Origin of the sequence: Actinotalea sp. (genome assembly GCF_035443605.1) — a bacterium.
GTDB lineage: Bacteria > Actinomycetota > Actinomycetes > Actinomycetales > Cellulomonadaceae > Actinotalea.
In genome coordinates, this window is sequence record NZ_DAORSQ010000051.1 from 1 (window position 1) to 15,589 (window position 15,589).

Below are 15,589 nucleotides of genomic sequence, written 5' to 3' on the forward strand. Positions count from 1 at the left end.
CGTCAGAGGGTGTCGGTGGCGAATGTGTCGCAGGCCGCGGGGTCGCCCGTGGAGTAGCCCGTGGTGAACCACCTCGCGCGCTGCTCGCTCGAGCCGTGCGTCCAGGAGTCCTGGTTGACCCCCATCCCGGACTGCTCCTGGATGTGATCGTCCCCGACGGCCTCGGCGGCCGACAGCGCGTCGGCGAGCTGGGCCTCGGTGATCGGGTCGAGGAACGTGACGCCGGGCCGGTCCGGGTCCTCGCGCGTGGCCGCGTCGCCGGCCCACAGGCCCGCGTAGCAGTCGGCCTGGAGCTCGACCCGCACGGAGTCGGAGTCGGCGCCCGCGCCCTGCCGGTCGGCGCGATCCATGACACCGGTGACCTGCTGGACGTGGTGACCGTACTCGTGCGCCGTGACGTACATCTGCGTCAGCGCGCCGTCCGACGCCCCGAACCGGCTCTGCAGCACGTCGAAGAAGCCGAGGTCGAGGTAGATCGTCTGGTCGGGCGGGCAGTAGAACGGCCCGGTCGACGCGGAGGCGGAGCCGCACGCCGTCGTGGTGGCCTCCTGGAACTCGACGACCTCGGGCAGCGGCAGCTCGCCCTGCGCCGCGAGCGTGTCCGTCCAGTAGGCGTCGAGGGACTGGACGGTGGCGGACAGCCGGCAGAGCGGGTCGGTGTTGGCCTGCTCGACCGTGCACTCGCCGATGCTGCCCTCCTGCTGGCCGGAGGTCTGCCCGGACTGGCCGCCCTCGATCGCCCCGAGGTACGGCGAGACGTCCACGCCGGTGAACTGGTAGACGAGGAACGCGGCGATCGCCAGCAGGCCCACGCCCCCACCCGCGACGGCACCGCCGCGCCGGCTCTTGACCCGACCACCCTCGAAGCTGCCACCCTCGCTGAACGTCATGGGGTGAGGGTAGGGCCTGCGGTGCCGGGTCGGCGCGGCGGCGGGTGCCCGGGCTCAGTCGCCGATCCCGCGCGCCGCGAGCGCCTCGCCGGTCAGGCGGGCGCGGGCGACGGTGCGCACCGCGAACGGGACGAGCAGCGCCCGCGGGGAGCGCTCCAGGCCGCGGGCCCTGGCGGCGTCGCGGACCTCGGTGAACAGCGCGCCCAGCGCCGGGATGGCGCGGAGCATGAGGGCGACGGCGAGCGCGAACGTCTCCGGCTCGAGGCCAACGCGGCGCAGCGGCCGCACCGCGCGAGCCATGAGGTCTAGGAGCACGTCGGTGGGCGTGGTGGCCGTCACGACGGTCGCGGCCAGCACCAGGGTGACGAGGTCCGCGGCCACCTCGACGCCGAGCGGCCAGCCACGCGCCCAGCTCTGGTACGCCCCGACGAGGGCTGCCGTGACGAGCACGGGCGCGAGGCCGCGCACCGTGCCGCGCAGGGGCAGCCGGGCGACCATCGCGACGAGAACCGTCACGAGCAGTGCCACGACCGCGGTCCACGGGCCGCGGAGCACGACCAGTGCGATCCCGAGGGCCGTGAGCAGCCCGAACCGCACGGCCACCGGTGTGCGGTGGACGATCGTCGTCCCGGGCCGGTAGAGGCCCACCGGGTCGGCCCACGGCCTCATCGCACGGCCATGAGCGCACGGTAGTGCGCGACGGCCGCCCCGGCCTCACCGTCGAACACGAGCCGTCCCCCGTCGATGACGAGCACGCGCTCGGCGCGCCCAGCGGCCGCGAGGTCGTGCGTGACGTGCAGCACCTGCGCGTCCACGCCGTCGAGCAGGTCCTCCACCACGCGGCGCCAGCGCAGGTCGAGCAGGGTGGTCGGCTCGTCGCAGACCAGCACCTCGGGCGCGCAGGCGAGCACCCCGGCGAGGGCGAGCAGCTGCTTCTGCCCGCCGCTGAGGGAGTGCACGGGCGTCCGGGCGTGCTCGGCGAGCCCGATCCGGGCCAGCGCGTCGAGCGCCATGGCGTCGCGCCGGGCGGCGTCGCGCACGGTGCGCCGCAGCGACAGGGCGACGTCCTCGGCCGCCGTGGGCATGACGAGCTGGGCGTCGGGGTCCGTGAAGACGAAGCCGACCCGGGCGCGCACGGCCGCGCCGTGGGTCGCGACGTCGAGCCCGCACGTCCGCACCCGACCCGTTGTCGCGGTGCGCAGCCCGTTGACGAGCCGCGCGAGGGTGGACTTGCCCGAGCCGTTCGCCCCGATGACAGCCACCCTGCGCTCGGCGATCGTGCAGGTCAGCGGTTCGAGCAGGGTCCGCACCGCGGGGCGTCCGTCGGGGCCGAGCACCTCGACGGCGACCCCTGCCGCCTCGAGCTCGATCACGGTGCCCGTCTCACGACGACGCCGGCCTCACGACGACGCGCCCCGGGGGGCCGGCGTGGGCCTCACCGGGGCAGCAGGTCCGGGAACGCGCGGTGCACGGCCGAGGCGACGACGGCGGCCAGCACCACCTTGACGGCGTCGAACGGCAGGAAGGCGGCGTTGATCGCCAGCCCCTCCGCCAGGCTCACGCCGATCCGCGCGGCGAGCACGGGCACGCCGATCGCGTAGACCACCAGCGAGCCCAGCACCCCGGCGGCGACGATGACGGCTGTGCGCGGCCCGCCGGCGCGGCGTCCGAACCGTTCGACGACAGCGCCGGTCACCCAGGCCGCGACCGGGAAGGCGAGCAGGTAGCCCAGGGTCACCTTGGCGAACGTCGCCGGGCCGCCGGCGCCCTCGGCGAAGACGGGCAGACCAGCGAACCCCACGGCGAGGTAGAGGAGCACCGCGAGTGCGCCGCGTCGGGCCCCGAGCACTGCCCCGGCGAGCAGGACGGCGAAGGTCTGGAGCGTGATGGGGGCGCCGGCGGGGCCCACGGGCACGGCGACCAGCGAGCACACGGCGAGCAGGGCAGCGCCCGTGCCGATGAGCGAGAGGTCGGTCGCGGCGCTGCGGGTCCCGGCGCTGCGGGCCGCGTCGTCTGCGGAGGCGGTCGGGTCGGGCGGGGCGGCGGACATGGTGCTCCCAGGAGGTCGTGGACCTCGGCCGCACGTGCAGCCGAGGTCGTCGCGAACGTCGCTCGATCGGACGCCACGCTAGCCGGTCGTAGGATGAGCGTCGTTTGTGCCTGCCGACAACACCGTCGGCGAGCGGTCGGAGGAAACCTCAGTGATCACCGCCCATGACGTGGAGCTGCGTGTCGGCGTCCGCGTGCTGCTCGAACGGGCGTCCTTCCGGATCGCCCCCGGCGACCGGATCGGCCTCGTCGGCCGCAACGGCGCCGGCAAGACGACCCTGACGCGCGCCCTGGCGGGGGAGAGCCAGGCGACGGCGGGGCAGATCATCCGTTCCGGGGACGTCGGGTACCTCCCGCAGGACCCGCGCACCGGCGACCTCGACGTCCTGGCCCTGGACCGCATCCTGTCCGCGCGCGGGCTGGACGAGATCGTCCGCCTCATGCGCGAGACCGAGGGTGCGATGGCCAGCGCCGACGACGCCACGCGCGACGCCGCGCTCGAGCGCTACCCGAGGCTCGAGTCGAGGTTCACGGCGGCCGGCGGCTACGCGGCCGAGAGCGAGGCGGGCCGGATCTCCGCCAACCTCGGCCTCGACGAGCGCATCCTGTCCCAGCCGCTGCGCACCCTGTCCGGCGGTCAGCGACGCCGGGTCGAGCTCGCCCGGATCCTCTTCTCCGGGGCCGAGACCCTCCTGCTCGACGAGCCGACCAACCACCTCGACGCCGACTCGGTGGTCTGGCTGCGCGACTACCTGGCGACCTTCCCCGGCGGGTTCCTCGTCATCAGCCACGACGTCGACCTCGTGCGCAAGACCGTCAACAAGGTGTTCCACCTGGACGCCAACCGCGCCGAGATGGACCAGTACCACCTCGGCTGGGACGCCTACCTGCTGCAGCGCGAGACGGACGAGCGCCGACGCAAGCGCGAGCGGCTCAACGTCGAGAAGAAGGCCACCGTGCTGCTGGCGCAGGCCGACAAGATGCGGGCGAAGGCGACCAAGGCCACGGCGGCGCAGAACATGGCGCGCCGGGCGGAGAAGATGCTCGCCGGGCTGGAGGCAGAGCGTGCGTCGGACAAGGTCGCGCACCTGCGCTTCCCCGATCCCGCCCCGTGCGGCAAGACGCCGCTGACGGCCACGGGGCTGAGCAAGTCCTACGGCTCGCTCGAGGTGTTCACGGACGTCGACCTGGCGGTCGACAAGGGGAGCCGGGTGGTCATCCTGGGCTTCAACGGTGCGGGCAAGACCACCCTGCTGCGGCTGCTCGCCGGCGTCGAGGAGGCCGACACCGGCGAGGTGGTCCCCGGCCACGGCCTCAAGCTCGGCTACTACGCCCAGGAGCACGAGACCCTCGACGCGAGCCGCACCGTGGTGGAGAACCTGCGCACCGCTGCGCCCCACCTGACGGACACCCAGGTGCGCTCGGTGCTCGGCTCGTTCCTCTTCTCGGGCGACGACGCGAACAAGCCGGTCCGCGTGCTGTCCGGCGGCGAGAAGACCCGGCTCGCGCTCGCGGCGCTCGTCGTGTCCTCGGCCAACGTGCTCCTGCTCGACGAGCCGACCAACAACCTCGACCCGGCCAGCCGCGCCGAGGTGCTCTCCGCCCTGCACGGCTACGCGGGCGCGGTGGTCATGGTCACGCACGACGAGGGCGCCGTGGCGGCTCTCGCACCCCAACGAGTGGTGCTTCTGCCCGATGGCGACGAAGATCTATGGAACGACAGCTACGCGGATCTCATCTCGCTCGCGTGAGCTCGTCCGGGCCGGTCACTCGACCCGGACGGCGTCGGCCGGGTGCCTGCCCGGTCGGTGTGCCGTCGGACCGGGGCCAGGAGGACGACCATGAGCACCAAGCTCCCCAAGGGTTCACGGATCACCGGTGAGAGCCGCAGCGATCTCGCTGCCTCGCTCGTCGAGCGGTACGGCCGGGGCGAGAGCATCCGGTCGATGGCGCAGGACCTCGGACGGTCCTACGGGTTCGTCCACGGCGTGCTCGTCGAGTCCGGGGTTCCCATGCGCAGCCGGGGTGGGGCGACCCGTGGGCCGGCCGCCGAGGCGCGTCGCGCGGCACTGCGCGCCGACGCCTGAGAGCTAGGGGTCGGTCGCCGGTCCGTCAGCCGGGCCGGTCGCACGTCGGTCGCGCGCCGCCGCGTGCGCGTCCGCCTGCGCGTCGGCCTGCGCGTCGAGCAGGGCGTCCTCCTCCTGCTCCGCCGTCGCGCGCCGGCGCGGCCGGGCCGGGGTCGCCCGCTCGGTGCCGCCCGACTCCTCACGCGCGTCGCGGCGCAGCAGCACGACGGCGCCCCCGAGCGACCCGAGCGCGAAGACCCACCACTGGAACGCATAGGACAGGTGGGACCCGAGGTCGGTGCTCGGCGGCTCGAGGTCGCCGAGGCCCGCCGGGGACGCCCCGTCCTCGGTGACGACGGCCCCGGTGGCCGGCAGCGTCGCCGCGGCGGCCCACGCCCCGTCGGCCGCGAGCCGCACCTGCTCGGCGTTGAGGGCCTGGACCTGCCCGGCGGGTGCCTCGCGGTCGCTCGGCCGCTCGTCCGCCCGCAGGCGGGCCACCACGTCCACGGTCCCGACGGGCAGGTCGGGGACGGTGGCCGGGGCCGAGCCGTCGGGCCCCGGTGGTACCCAGCCGCGGTCCAGCACGAGCACCGTGCCGGCCAGCAGCCCCTCGTCGACGGCGAACCCCGCCAGGACGTGGTACCCGGCGGCCCCACCCACGGGGCGGTTGCGCAGCAGCACCGTGGGCTCGAGGTAGCGGCCCTCGACGACCGTGGGGCGCCACACCTGGTCGGCCGGCAACGCCTCGCCCGCCGTGAGCACCTGCCCGATCGGCACCGGGTCCGAGCCCTCGTACTCCAGCACCACGGCCACCTCGGCGCTGCGGGCGACGTGCCGGCCCCACTGCCACACCCCGGCCGTGACGCAGCCCGCCGCGACGACCGCGGCGACGGCGAGGGTCGCGGCCCAGCGACGCAGCACGGGTCCCGGCACGGCCACGGGTCAGCCGTCGGTGGGCTCGAGGTCGCCCGCGGCGACCGTGTCGCGGTGGAACCCGCGGACCGCGAGGTACTGCTCGAGCGAGGTGCGGTGGTCGGCGCAGGCGAGCCAGACCTTGCGGCGCTCAGGGGCGTGCAGCGTCGGGTTGTTCCAGCGCAGGGCCCACACGGCCGTGGCGCGACAGCCGCGCGCGCTGCACCGCAGCCGGTCCACAAGGTCAGGGACGTCCGGCAGGGGGGCGCTCATGGGCGTTCTCCGCTCGGTCCGGGCCCCACCCCGGCGGTCGGGGGTGCCGCGGGCAGGGCGGGGGGCGCGAGGAAGGTACCAGGGTCCCCGCCGCGCTCGCGGCCGGCGTTGGCGAGCACGACGGCGATGTAGGGCAGCACGACGGCCCCCGCCAGCAGCAGCCAGCGCGTCCAGTGCTCGATCGCCACGGCACCGAGGAAGCAGACCACCCGGACGGACATCTGCACGAGGTACCGCCGCGACCGGGCCGCGACGTCCTGCGCGAGGGGGCTGGGGGCAGAGGTGATCCGGACCGCTGCGCCGTCCCGGGCGGGGTCCTGCGTCAGCCCTCGGCGGCCCAGGTGCACCGCCTCAGGCTAACCGCGGAGCGGCCGGCTCGCTCCGGCACGCTCCGGCACGCCCCGGCTCGCTCCGGCTCGCTCCGACGATGGCACCCTGAGCGACCGGGACGGTGCCGGGCGCACCAGCGCGACGGTGCCCGCTGCGCGGTGCTTCGTGCGCCGGGCGGGCCCGGTCCGCTAGGTTCGCACTCGGACCGGCGGGAGCCGGTGGTGGACGAGGACAGGAGTGACCGTGGCCAGCAGCACCGCACCGGCCCCCCGCAGCGTCGTGGTGACCGGCGCCAGCCGCGGCATCGGCCGTGCCATCGCCGCCCGCTTCGTGGCCGCGGGCGACAAGGTCGCGGCGATCAACCGCGCGATCGAGCCGCAGGACGGCGTCCTGGGGATCGTCGGCGACGTGACCGACACGGCGTCGGTCGACGCGGCCTTCGACGAGATCGAGAAGGTCAACGGTCCGGTCGAGGTCCTCGTGGCCAACGCCGGGATCACGCGCGACCAGCTGCTCATGCGGATGACCGACGAGGAGTTCGACCAGGTCATCGACGTCAACCTCACGGGGGCCTTCCGCTGCGTCCGGCGCGCGTCGACCGGGATGATCCGGATGCGCCGCGGCCGGATCATCCTCATCTCCTCCGTCGTGGCGATGTACGGCGGCCCCGGCCAGGTCAACTACTCGGCGTCCAAGGCCGCCCTCGTGGGCATGGCGCGGTCCGTCACCCGCGAGCTCGGCGGCCGCGGCATCACCGCGAACGTCGTCGCCCCGGGGTTCATCGACACCGCGATGACGCAGGCGTTGCCGCCGGACCGCCAGGCGGCCTACCGTGCAGCGATCCCGGCGGGCCGCTTCGCGGAGCCGGACGAGGTCGCCGGCGTGGTCGCGTTCCTGGCCTCGGCGGACGCGGGCTACATCAGCGGGGCCGTCATCCCCGTCGACGGCGGCCTCGGCATGGGGCACTGAGCCCCCCGCCCGGACGCGGCACGCACGACCGGCACGGCACCACGCAGGACAGACTCAGGCACGGACGCACCGCGGGCCCGCCCCGCGCAGTGCGGTGAGCACGACTTCGACGAAGGGAACCGACGTGGGCCTGCTGGATGGCAAGACGTTGTTGGTCACGGGGGTCCTCACGGAGGGCTCGATCGCGTACCACGTGGCGCGGCTGGCACAGCTCGAGGGTGCCACGGTCATCCTCACCTCCTTCGGACGGACGGCGCGGCTCACCGCGGCCATCGCGCGCCGCCTGCCCCACGAGTGCCCGGTGGTCCAGCTCGACGTCACGTCGGACGAGGACCTGACGCTGCTCGCCGAGCGGGTGCGCGAGCACACGGACCACCTCGACGGCGTGGTGCACTCCATCGGGTTCGCCCCGCAGACGGTGCTGGGCGGCAACTTCCTCAGCGCGCAGTGGCAGGACGTCGCCACCGCCATCCAGGTCTCGGCGTTCTCGCTCAAGTCGCTCGCGGTCGCGGCCCAGCCGCTCATGCCGCCCGGGTCCGGAGTGGTGGGCCTGACGTTCGACGCCTCGTTCGCGTGGCCGGTCTACGACTGGATGGGCGTGGCCAAGGCCGCGTTCGAGTCGACCTCGCGCTACCTCGCGCGGGACCTCGGCCCCGCCGGCATCCGCTGCAACCTCGTGGCCGCTGGACCGGTCAAGACGACGGCGGCGACGTCGATCCCCGGCTTCGAGAAGATCGAGTCCGGCTGGTCCGCCCGCGCCCCGCTGGGCTGGGACATGACCGACGCGGTGCCGACGGCCAAGGCCGTGCTCGCGCTCCTGTCCGACTGGTTCCCGGCAACGACCGGGGAGATCGTGCACGTCGACGGCGGCGTGCACGCGATGGGCTCGTGACGTGACCCCGGGCGCCGGGCGTCCGGGAGGGCGCCGGCTGGTGCTGCTGCGGCACGCCAAGGCCGAGCCTTCCGGTGGCGTCGTGGACGAGCTGCGCCCGCTCGCGCTCGCCGGCCGACGGCAGTGCGTCGACGTGGGCGCTCGCCTCGCCGCGACCGGCCTGGTGCCCGAGCACGTCCTGGTCTCCTCTGCCCTGCGCACGCGGCAGACGTGGGAGCTCGTCCGCGGGGCGCTCGGCGATGTGCCGGCCGCCGAGGTGGCCGTGCTCGACGCGCTCTACCACGCGGGGGTCGGCGACCTGCTCGAGCTCGTCCAGGGCATCGACGAGCGGGTCGCGACCGTCCTCGTCGTCGGCCACGAGCCGACGATGTCCGCCGCGGCTGCCGCGCTGGCGGCGCCCGAGCACGGCGACGCCCACTCCGTGCGCGTCGAGCAGGTCCGCACCGGGCTGTCCACGGGGGCCTACGCGGTCCTGGAGGTCTCGAGCTGGGCGGAGCTCGCCCGTCGCACCGCGCGCGTCGTCGACGTGGTGCGTCCGCCCCGCTGACGCACCGGCCCCTCGGCGGGCGGCGGGCAGGGGCTCGCGGCAGTGCGTCCGGCGGCGCTCAGCCCAGACCGAGGTAGCGCAGCGCGGCGTCGAGCGGCTCGTCGCCGATCGCGACGTCGGCCTGGGCGCGCACCACGGGCTTGGCGTTGTAGGCGATGCCCAGCCCCGCGGCCGCGAGCATCTCGAGGTCGTTGGCGCCGTCGCCGATGGCCACGGTCCGCTCCATCGGCACGCCGTGCAGCGCGGCGAGCTCGCGCAGCGCGGCGGCCTTCGCCGCGCGGTCGACGACCTGACCGGTGACGCGTCCCGTCAGCGCGCCGCCGTGCACCTCGAGGTGGTTGGCGCGGACGAAGTCGATCCCCAGCCCCGCGGCGAGCGGCTCGACGATCTCGGCGAAGCCGCCGGACACCAGGCCGACGGGCCAGCCCTCCGCCTGGACGCGCGCGAGCAGGCGCTCGGCACCGGGGGACAGGACCACCTCGCCGCGCACGACGTCGAGCACCTCGACGGGCAGGCCGGCGAGCATGGCGACGCGCTCGTGCAGCGACGTGGCGAAGTCGATCTCCCCGCGCATCGCGCGCTCCGTCACCGCGGCGACCCGGGTCAGGGCGCCGGCATGGGCGGCGAGCAGCTCGATGACCTCGCCCGTGATGAGCGTCGAGTCGACGTCGAGGACGAGCACGCGACGCCCGCCGGTCACCACCGAGGCCTCGGCCCCGGGCGGTCGGCCGTGCGCGGGGGAGGTCTGCTGCGCGTCCACCGGAGCAGGGTAGCGCCGGTGGGTCTCAGCCCTCGACGACCGTCCCCTTGGGCACGACGGTGACGCCCGCCTCGGTGATCGCGAAGCCGCGGGCACGGTCGTGCTCGTGGTCGAGCCCGATCCGCGCGCGCTCGTGGATGGTGACGCCCTTGTCGATGATCGCGCGGTGCACCTGGGCGTGCCGGCCCACCTGGACGCCGTCCATGATCACCGAGTCGCTCACCGAGGCCCACGAGTGCAGGTAGACGCCGGGCGAGAGGACCGACCCGGAGACCGTTGCGCCGGAGACGATGACGCCCGGTGAGACCAGCGAGTCGCTGGCGTGCCCGAGGCGGCCCGGACCGGCGTGGACGAACTTCGACGGCGGCAGGCCCGCGTACCCGCTGAACAGCGGCCAGTCCGGGTTGTAGAGGTTGAACACCGGGTTGACCGAGATGAGGTCGCGGTTGGCGTCGTAGTAGGCGTCGAGCGTGCCGACGTCGCGCCAGTAGTCGCGATCGCGGTCGGTGGAGCCGGCGACGTCGTTGCGGATGAAGTCGTACAGGCCGGCGGAGCCGCGCTCGACGAAGTACGGCACGATGTCGCCGCCCATGTCGTGCCGGGAGGTCGGGTTGACCGCGTCGCGCGTGACGGCCTCGACGAGGGCGTCCGCGTTGGCGACGTAGTTGCCCATCGAGGCGAGGACCTCGTGCGGGGAGTCGGCAAGGCCCACGGGATGGGCCGGCTTCTCGAGGAAGGCTGCGATCCGGGTCGGGTCCTCGGGGTTGGCCTCGATGACGCCGAACTCGCCGGCCAGGCCGATCGGCTGGCGGATGCCCGCGACGGTGAACTCGGCGCCCGACGCGATGTGCGCGTCGACCATCTGCTCGAAGTCCATCCGGTAGACGTGGTCGGCGCCCACGACGACGACGATGTCGGGCTTCTCGTCCGTGATGGTGTTGAGGCACTGGAAGATCGCGTCGGCGCTGCCGAGGTACCAGTGCTTGCCGACGCGCTGCTGGGCCGGGACGGGCGCGACGTAGTTGCCGAGCAGCGGCGACATCCGCCACGTCTTGGTCACGTGCCTGTCCAGGCTGTGAGACTTGTACTGGGTCAGGACGACGATCTGCAGGTACCCCGAGTTGACGAGGTTCGACAGGGCGAAGTCGACCAGTCGGTACATCCCGCCGAACGGCACCGCCGGTTTGGCCCGGTCGGCCGTGAGCGGCATGAGCCTCTTGCCCTCGCCGCCGGCGAGAACGATTGCCAGGACCCGCGTCTTTGCCATGGCCCCGACCCTAGACGTCCCGACGGGCCGCGTGCCAGACATCCAGCGCCCCGGCGCGCTAGCGTGTCGCTGTGCGAGTCGACCTGCTGACCAGGGAGTACCCACCACACGTGTACGGCGGAGCCGGCGTCCACGTGGCGGAGCTCAGTGCCGTGCTGCGAGAACACCTCGACGTGCGCGTGCGCTGCTTCGACGGCGCGCGAACCGAGGCCGGCGTCACCGGCTACGACGTGCCGGCGGAGCTCGCCGACCGCGACGCGGTGCTGCGCACCTTCGGCGTGGACCTGCTCATGGCGGGCGACGTCGCGGGGGCAGACCTCGTGCACTCGCACACCTGGTACGCCAACCTCGCCGGGCACCTCGCCGGCCTGCTGCACGGCATCCCGCACGTCATCAGCGCCCACAGCCTCGAGCCCCTGCGCCCGTGGAAGGCCGAGCAGCTGGGCGGCGGCTACGCGCTGTCGGGCTGGGCGGAGAAGACCGCCTACGAGGGCGCCGCGGCGATCATCGCCGTGAGCGCCGGCATGCGCGCCGACATCCTGCGCAGCTACCCGGACGTCGACCCGGCCAGGGTGCACGTGGTGCACAACGGGATCGACCTGGACGGCTGGCGCCGGCCCGATGGCGCCGAGGCCGTCGCGGCCGCGCACGCCACCGCCCGCTCGCACGGGATCGACCCCGACCGCCCCGCGGTCGTCTTCGTGGGCCGGATCACGCGGCAGAAGGGCCTGCCCTACCTGCTGCGTGCGGCCGAGGCGCTACCGCCGGAGGTGCAGCTGGTGCTGTGCGCGGGAGCGCCGGACACGGCCGAGATCATGGCCGAGGTGACCGGGCTGGTCGCAGAGCTGCGGACCAAGCGCGACGGCGTGGTGTGGATCGAGGAGATGCTGCCGCGCCCCGACCTGGTCTCGGTGCTGTCGTCGTCCACGGAGTTCGACTGCCCGTCCGTCTACGAGCCGCTCGGCATCGTCAACCTCGAGGCGATGGCCTGCGGGCTGCCGGTCGTGGGCACCGCGACGGGCGGCATCCCCGAGGTGGTCGACGACGGCGTCACCGGGCTGCTGGTGCCCATCGAGCAGGTCCAGGACGGCACGGGCACGCCGGTGCACCCGGACGTCTTCGTCGCCGACGTGGCGCGCGCGCTCACGGCGCTCGCGACGGACGCCGAGCGGGCGTCCGTCATGGGTGCCGCCTCGCGGCGGCGCGTCGAGGACCACTTCGCGTGGACGGCGATCGGCGAGCGGACGCTCGAGGTCTACCGGTCCGTGCTCGCCTGAGCCCGGCCGGCGGCGAGGGTCGCCGCCGCGATCGCGCGCCGGGCCGACCGCTCGACGTCGCGCAGCGCCGCCGTGCGCTGGTCCGCCTGCCACAGGGAGACGGCGGCGCCGTCGTCCGTCGTGGCGAGCTCGACGATGGTGCGCAGGCGCGCCGCGTCGCCCACCACGCGCACGACGCGCGGGTCCAGGCTCGACGGCAGGCCGAGGTCCGCCGAAGCGCGCAGCGCGGCGATCGCCGCCGCGGCGTCCGGGCGCCAGCGCGCGACGTCGAGGTCGACGAGGGCCTGGGTCGCGGTGCGCAGCGAGGCGCGCAGGGCCTGCTCCGCCTCGCCGAGCGTGCCGACCACGCCCGCCAGCCGGGTGCGCCAGTCCTCGACGGCGTGGGCCGTCCAGGTCACCTGGTAGCCCGTCTCCAGCGCCGAGCCGAACGCGACGACGTCGGGCACCACGGCCCAGGACGTCCCGAGGTGCACGAGCAGGCACTCGCCCGCCTCGATCGCCGCGGCGGCCACCTCGGGCGGCAGACCGCTGACGTCGCCGGGGGCAGGGAGCAGCGCCGCGACCTCGACGGGTCCGGCGCCAGCACCCCATGCCACGACGAGGTGGGCGAGGTCGGCAGCTCCGGGCAGCCCGACGACGTCGTGCGGCTCGTCGTCGCCCTGCACGGCGTGCACCGTGCGGCGCACGTCGAGGGGCGTCACCGGCCGGGCGGCGAGCCCGAGCGCGAGCAGCACCGAGCGCTCGAGGGCGGTGGGGTCGGCCGGCACGGGGCCAGGGTACGACGGCGCCGGGGTGCGGCTCGCGGTCGCCCGGCGGGTGCGGCACCGGCGCGGTGCGCGCCGGTAGGGTCGGGCTTCATGAGCGCGGTGCTGGACCTGCAGGACGTGACCATCCGTCGGGGGAGCAAGACCATCCTCGACCGGGTCTCCTGGCGTGTGGTCGACGGCGAGCGCTGGGTGGTCCTCGGCCGCAACGGCGCGGGCAAGACGACCCTGCTTCAGGTCGCGTCCGGGCGGATGCACCCGACGTCGGGGCGCGCGCACGTGCTGGGCGAGCTGCTCGGGTCGACCGACGTGTTCGAGCTGCGCCCGCGCGTGGGGGTCGCCTCCGCCGCCCTCGCCGACCGCATCCCCGCGGGCGAGCGCGTCGTCGACGTGGTCCTCACGGCGGCCTACGGGATGACGGGCCGGTGGCGCGAGGCCTACGAGGCGCTCGACCACGAGCGGGCACGCGCGCTGCTCGACGTGTTCGGCGTGGGCGACCTCGCCGAGCGGACCTTCGGGACGCTCAGCGAGGGCGAGCGCAAGCGCGCGCAGATCGCGCGGGCGCTCATGACGGACCCGGAGCTGCTGCTGCTCGACGAGCCCGCGGCGGGGCTGGACCTGGGCGGCCGCGAGGAGCTCGTCGCGGCGCTCACGGAGCTGGCGGCCGACGAGCGCTCGCCCGTGCTGGTGCTGGTCACGCACCACGTCGAGGAGATCCCCGCTGGCTTCACCCACGTGCTGCTGCTGCGCGAGGGGCGCGTGCACGCCGCGGGTCCCCTCGACGAGGTCCTCACGGCCGAGAACCTCTCGCAGGCGTTCGGTCTGGAGCTCACGGCGGAGCGGCACGGCGACCGCTGGAGCGCACGCGCCGCACGGTGAGCCGGGCCGCGGCGGGGCGTCCCGGGGGGAGCCCGGCGGTCAGCACGGCGTCACGCCACGGTCAAGGGCGCCCCAACCGGGCGCGCCGTGGAGGGCTACGATGATCGGGACGCGACGAGCGGGGGAGCCGACATGACCTGGGCCTGGTGGATGGGGGCGGCGCTGCTGCTCGCCGTCATCGAGATCCTCTCGCTCGACCTCGTGCTCATCATGTTCGCCGGTGGCGCGCTCGTCGCCGGCGGGCTGGCGCTGGCCGGCACGGACCTGTGGGTGCAGATCGTCGGCTTCGCGGTCACGTCGCTGGTGCTGCTCGGCTCGCTGCGGCCGTGGCTGCTGCGCCACCTGCGCGACCGCGTCCCGCTGGTCGAGACCAACACGGCCGGTCTGGTCGGCCGCCCCGCCGTCGTCGTGGCCGAGGTGACCCGCCGCGCCGGGCGGGTCAAGCTCTCGGGCGAGGTCTGGACGGCCCGCACCGAGGGCGACGAGGTGCTCGCCGTCGGTCAGGACGCGCGGGTCGTCAGGATCACCGGAGCCACCGCCGTCGTCGCCGCGCTCGGCCCCCGGGGCACGCACGGACCGCAGGACCCACCACAGGAGAGTGCCTCGTGAACGACCTGTCCCCCGGCGAGATCGCCGGCTACATCATCCTCGCGCTGTTCCTGGTGCTCGTCGTCACGGCGCTGTTCCGCTCCGTGCGGATCGTGCCGCAGGCCGTGGCGCTCATCGTCGAGCGGCTCGGCCGGTACTCCAAGACGCTCGACGCCGGCCTGCACCTGCTCATCCCGTTCGTCGACCGGGTGCGCGCCGGGGTGGACCTGCGCGAGCAGGTGGTGTCCTTCCCGCCGCAGCCCGTCATCACGTCGGACAACCTCGTGGTGAGCATCGACACGGTCATCTACTTCCAGGTCACCGAGCCGCGCTCGGCCGTCTACGAGATCGCCAACTACATCCAGGGCATCGAGCAGCTCACCGTCACCACGCTGCGCAACGTCGTGGGCTCCATGGACCTCGAGCAGACCCTGACCAGCCGCGACCAGATCAACGGCCAGCTGCGCGGCGTGCTCGACGAGGCGACCGGTCGCTGGGGCGTGCGCGTCAACCGGGTCGAGCTCAAGTCGATCGACCCGCCGCAGTCCATCCAGGGCTCGATGGAGCAGCAGATGCGCGCCGAGCGCGACCGTCGCGCCGCGATCCTCACGGCCGAGGGCGTCAAGCAGTCCGCGATCCTCACGGCCGAGGGCGAGAAGCAGTCCGCGATCCTGCGGGCCGAGGGCAACGCGCAGGCGGCGATCCTCAACGCCGAGGGTGAGTCCCGCGCGATCCTGCAGGTGTTCGACGCCATCCACCGCGGCGACGCCGACCCCAAGCTGCTGGCCTACCAGTACCTGCAGATGCTGCCGGAGGTCGCCCGGACGCAGTCCAACAAGGTGTGGTTCATCCCCACCGAGTTCACCGCTGCGCTCAGCGCGATCAGCAAGGGCTTCGGCGGGGCGCCCGACACCGACGGCATCACCTGGCGCGCCCCGGGCGACTCCCCGCTGGGGGACGACCTGCCGCCGACGGCGCTCGCGGACCCGGCCGAGGCGCTCGCCGAGGCGCGGCGGGAGTCGAAGGCCGCCTCGGCCGATGCGACGAGCGCCGGAACCCTGAGCGGCCGGCCGTTCAGCCGTTCCGCCGAGGTCGGCCAGGCGCCGCCGCCCGACGACATGCCGCC

General features: G+C 74.5%; 19 protein-coding genes. 9 read left to right on the forward strand and 10 right to left on the reverse strand.

What is annotated here, in order from left to right:
* Nucleotides 1–2: 2 nt before the first annotated feature.
* The 4 genes from ypfJ to PKY62_RS07365 form a co-directional block, all read right to left on the reverse strand.
* Nucleotides 3–890, reverse strand: coding sequence for a KPN_02809 family neutral zinc metallopeptidase (ypfJ, locus tag PKY62_RS07350; RefSeq protein WP_324536057.1), 888 nt, complete (start codon nt 888–890; stop codon nt 3–5).
* 54 nt (nt 891–944) lie between these two features.
* Nucleotides 945–1,559 carry a CbiQ family ECF transporter T component gene (locus PKY62_RS07355; RefSeq protein ID WP_324536058.1) on the reverse strand — a complete coding sequence of 205 codons (615 nt, stop codon included), beginning with the start codon at nt 1,557–1,559 and terminating at the stop codon, nt 945–947.
* Nucleotides 1,556–2,263: an energy-coupling factor ABC transporter ATP-binding protein gene (locus PKY62_RS07360; protein ID WP_502875813.1), complete on the reverse strand. Its 708-nt coding sequence runs from the start codon at nt 2,261–2,263 to the stop codon at nt 1,556–1,558. Before PKY62_RS07360 ends, PKY62_RS07355 begins: the two co-directional genes overlap by 4 nt.
* A gap of 62 nt (nt 2,264–2,325) precedes the next feature.
* Nucleotides 2,326–2,940 (reverse strand): biotin transporter BioY, encoded by a 615-nt coding sequence (locus PKY62_RS07365; RefSeq protein WP_324536059.1) that lies wholly within the window; start codon nt 2,938–2,940, stop codon nt 2,326–2,328.
* Nucleotides 2,941–3,091: 151 nt separating this feature from the next.
* Between PKY62_RS07365 and PKY62_RS07370 the strand changes: the two genes are divergently transcribed.
* Together PKY62_RS07370 and PKY62_RS07375 are read left to right on the forward strand one after the other, a co-directional pair.
* Nucleotides 3,092–4,690, forward strand: coding sequence for an ABC-F family ATP-binding cassette domain-containing protein (locus tag PKY62_RS07370; protein WP_324536060.1), 1,599 nt, complete (start codon nt 3,092–3,094; stop codon nt 4,688–4,690).
* 90 nt (nt 4,691–4,780) lie between these two features.
* Nucleotides 4,781–5,026 carry a helix-turn-helix domain-containing protein gene (locus PKY62_RS07375; RefSeq protein WP_324536061.1) on the forward strand — a complete coding sequence of 82 codons (246 nt, stop codon included), beginning with the start codon at nt 4,781–4,783 and terminating at the stop codon, nt 5,024–5,026.
* 3 nt (nt 5,027–5,029) lie between these two features.
* Here the strand turns inward: PKY62_RS07375 and PKY62_RS07380 are convergent, their stop codons facing one another.
* The 3 genes from PKY62_RS07380 to PKY62_RS07390 are packed head-to-tail and all read right to left on the reverse strand — an operon-like array spanning nt 5,030 to nt 6,537.
* The gene (locus tag PKY62_RS07380) at nt 5,030–5,944 is read right to left on the reverse strand and encodes an SURF1 family protein (RefSeq protein WP_324536062.1); all 915 of its coding nucleotides are present in this window, start codon (nt 5,942–5,944) and stop codon (nt 5,030–5,032) included.
* 3 nt (nt 5,945–5,947) lie between these two features.
* A complete protein-coding gene (locus PKY62_RS07385; RefSeq protein ID WP_324536063.1) occupies nt 5,948–6,190 on the reverse strand; it encodes a hypothetical protein in 243 nt (80 codons plus the stop codon).
* On the reverse strand, nt 6,187–6,537 hold the full coding sequence (locus tag PKY62_RS07390) for a DUF3099 domain-containing protein (RefSeq protein WP_324536064.1): 351 nt from the start codon (nt 6,535–6,537) through the stop codon (nt 6,187–6,189). Before PKY62_RS07390 ends, PKY62_RS07385 begins: the two co-directional genes overlap by 4 nt.
* 226 nt (nt 6,538–6,763) lie before the next feature.
* Here PKY62_RS07390 and fabG point away from each other — a divergent pair, with 226 nt between their 5' ends.
* The 3 genes from fabG (at nt 6,764) to PKY62_RS07405 (ending at nt 8,928) form a co-directional block, all read left to right on the forward strand.
* Complete coding sequence (fabG, locus tag PKY62_RS07395; RefSeq protein WP_324536065.1) at nt 6,764–7,489, forward strand: 3-oxoacyl-ACP reductase FabG; 726 nt, start codon at nt 6,764–6,766, stop codon at nt 7,487–7,489.
* Nucleotides 7,490–7,613: 124 nt separating this feature from the next.
* On the forward strand, nt 7,614–8,381 hold the full coding sequence (fabI, locus tag PKY62_RS07400) for an enoyl-ACP reductase FabI (protein ID WP_324536066.1): 768 nt from the start codon (nt 7,614–7,616) through the stop codon (nt 8,379–8,381).
* Between the two features lies 1 nt (nt 8,382).
* A complete protein-coding gene (locus PKY62_RS07405; protein ID WP_324536067.1) occupies nt 8,383–8,928 on the forward strand; it encodes a SixA phosphatase family protein in 546 nt (181 codons plus the stop codon).
* Nucleotides 8,929–8,986: 58 nt separating this feature from the next.
* Here PKY62_RS07405 and serB read toward each other — a convergent pair whose 3' ends face one another.
* Nucleotides 8,987–9,688: a phosphoserine phosphatase SerB gene (gene serB / locus PKY62_RS07410; RefSeq protein WP_324536068.1), complete on the reverse strand. Its 702-nt coding sequence runs from the start codon at nt 9,686–9,688 to the stop codon at nt 8,987–8,989.
* A gap of 25 nt (nt 9,689–9,713) precedes the next feature.
* Entirely contained in the window at nt 9,714–10,955 is a 1,242-nt protein-coding gene (locus PKY62_RS07415; protein ID WP_324536069.1) for a glucose-1-phosphate adenylyltransferase, read from the reverse strand.
* 71 nt (nt 10,956–11,026) lie between these two features.
* On the opposite strand from PKY62_RS07415, the gene glgA reads away from it, so the two are divergent.
* On the forward strand, nt 11,027–12,232 hold the full coding sequence (gene glgA / locus PKY62_RS07420; protein WP_324536070.1) for a glycogen synthase: 1,206 nt from the start codon (nt 11,027–11,029) through the stop codon (nt 12,230–12,232).
* On the opposite strand, the gene PKY62_RS07425 is transcribed toward glgA, so the two are convergent.
* Nucleotides 12,211–12,999: an Rv1486c family protein gene (locus tag PKY62_RS07425; protein ID WP_324536071.1), complete on the reverse strand. Its 789-nt coding sequence runs from the start codon at nt 12,997–12,999 to the stop codon at nt 12,211–12,213. The two genes, glgA and PKY62_RS07425, sit on opposite strands and share 22 nt — an antisense overlap.
* Before the next feature lie 90 nt (nt 13,000–13,089).
* Here PKY62_RS07425 and PKY62_RS07430 point away from each other — a divergent pair, with 90 nt between their 5' ends.
* The 3 genes from PKY62_RS07430 to PKY62_RS07440 form a co-directional block, all read left to right on the forward strand.
* The gene (locus PKY62_RS07430; protein WP_324536072.1) at nt 13,090–13,875 is read left to right on the forward strand and encodes an ABC transporter ATP-binding protein; all 786 of its coding nucleotides are present in this window, start codon (nt 13,090–13,092) and stop codon (nt 13,873–13,875) included.
* 132 nt (nt 13,876–14,007) lie between these two features.
* Nucleotides 14,008–14,484 carry an NfeD family protein gene (locus PKY62_RS07435; protein WP_324536073.1) on the forward strand — a complete coding sequence of 159 codons (477 nt, stop codon included), beginning with the start codon at nt 14,008–14,010 and terminating at the stop codon, nt 14,482–14,484.
* Nucleotides 14,481–15,589 (forward strand): SPFH domain-containing protein (locus PKY62_RS07440; protein ID WP_324536074.1); only part of this gene is annotated, 1,109 nt, incomplete at its 3' end. The genes PKY62_RS07435 and PKY62_RS07440, both read left to right, overlap by 4 nt.

Excerpts from the sequence above, each read along its gene's own strand:
- PKY62_RS07385 (WP_324536063.1), bottom strand. The coding sequence starts at position 6,190 with ATGAGCGCCCCCCTGCCGGACGTCCCTGACCTTGTGGACCGGCTGCGG.
- PKY62_RS07365 (WP_324536059.1), bottom strand. The coding sequence starts at position 2,940 with ATGTCCGCCGCCCCGCCCGACCCGACCGCCTCCGCAGACGACGCGGCC.
- PKY62_RS07415 (WP_324536069.1), bottom strand. The coding sequence starts at position 10,955 with ATGGCAAAGACGCGGGTCCTGGCAATCGTTCTCGCCGGCGGCGAGGGC.
- PKY62_RS07430 (WP_324536072.1), top strand. The coding sequence starts at position 13,090 with ATGAGCGCGGTGCTGGACCTGCAGGACGTGACCATCCGTCGGGGGAGC.
- PKY62_RS07355 (WP_324536058.1), bottom strand. The coding sequence starts at position 1,559 with ATGAGGCCGTGGGCCGACCCGGTGGGCCTCTACCGGCCCGGGACGACG.
- PKY62_RS07375 (WP_324536061.1), top strand. The coding sequence starts at position 4,781 with ATGAGCACCAAGCTCCCCAAGGGTTCACGGATCACCGGTGAGAGCCGC.
- PKY62_RS07435 (WP_324536073.1), top strand. The coding sequence starts at position 14,008 with ATGACCTGGGCCTGGTGGATGGGGGCGGCGCTGCTGCTCGCCGTCATC.
- ypfJ (WP_324536057.1), bottom strand. The coding sequence starts at position 890 with ATGACGTTCAGCGAGGGTGGCAGCTTCGAGGGTGGTCGGGTCAAGAGC.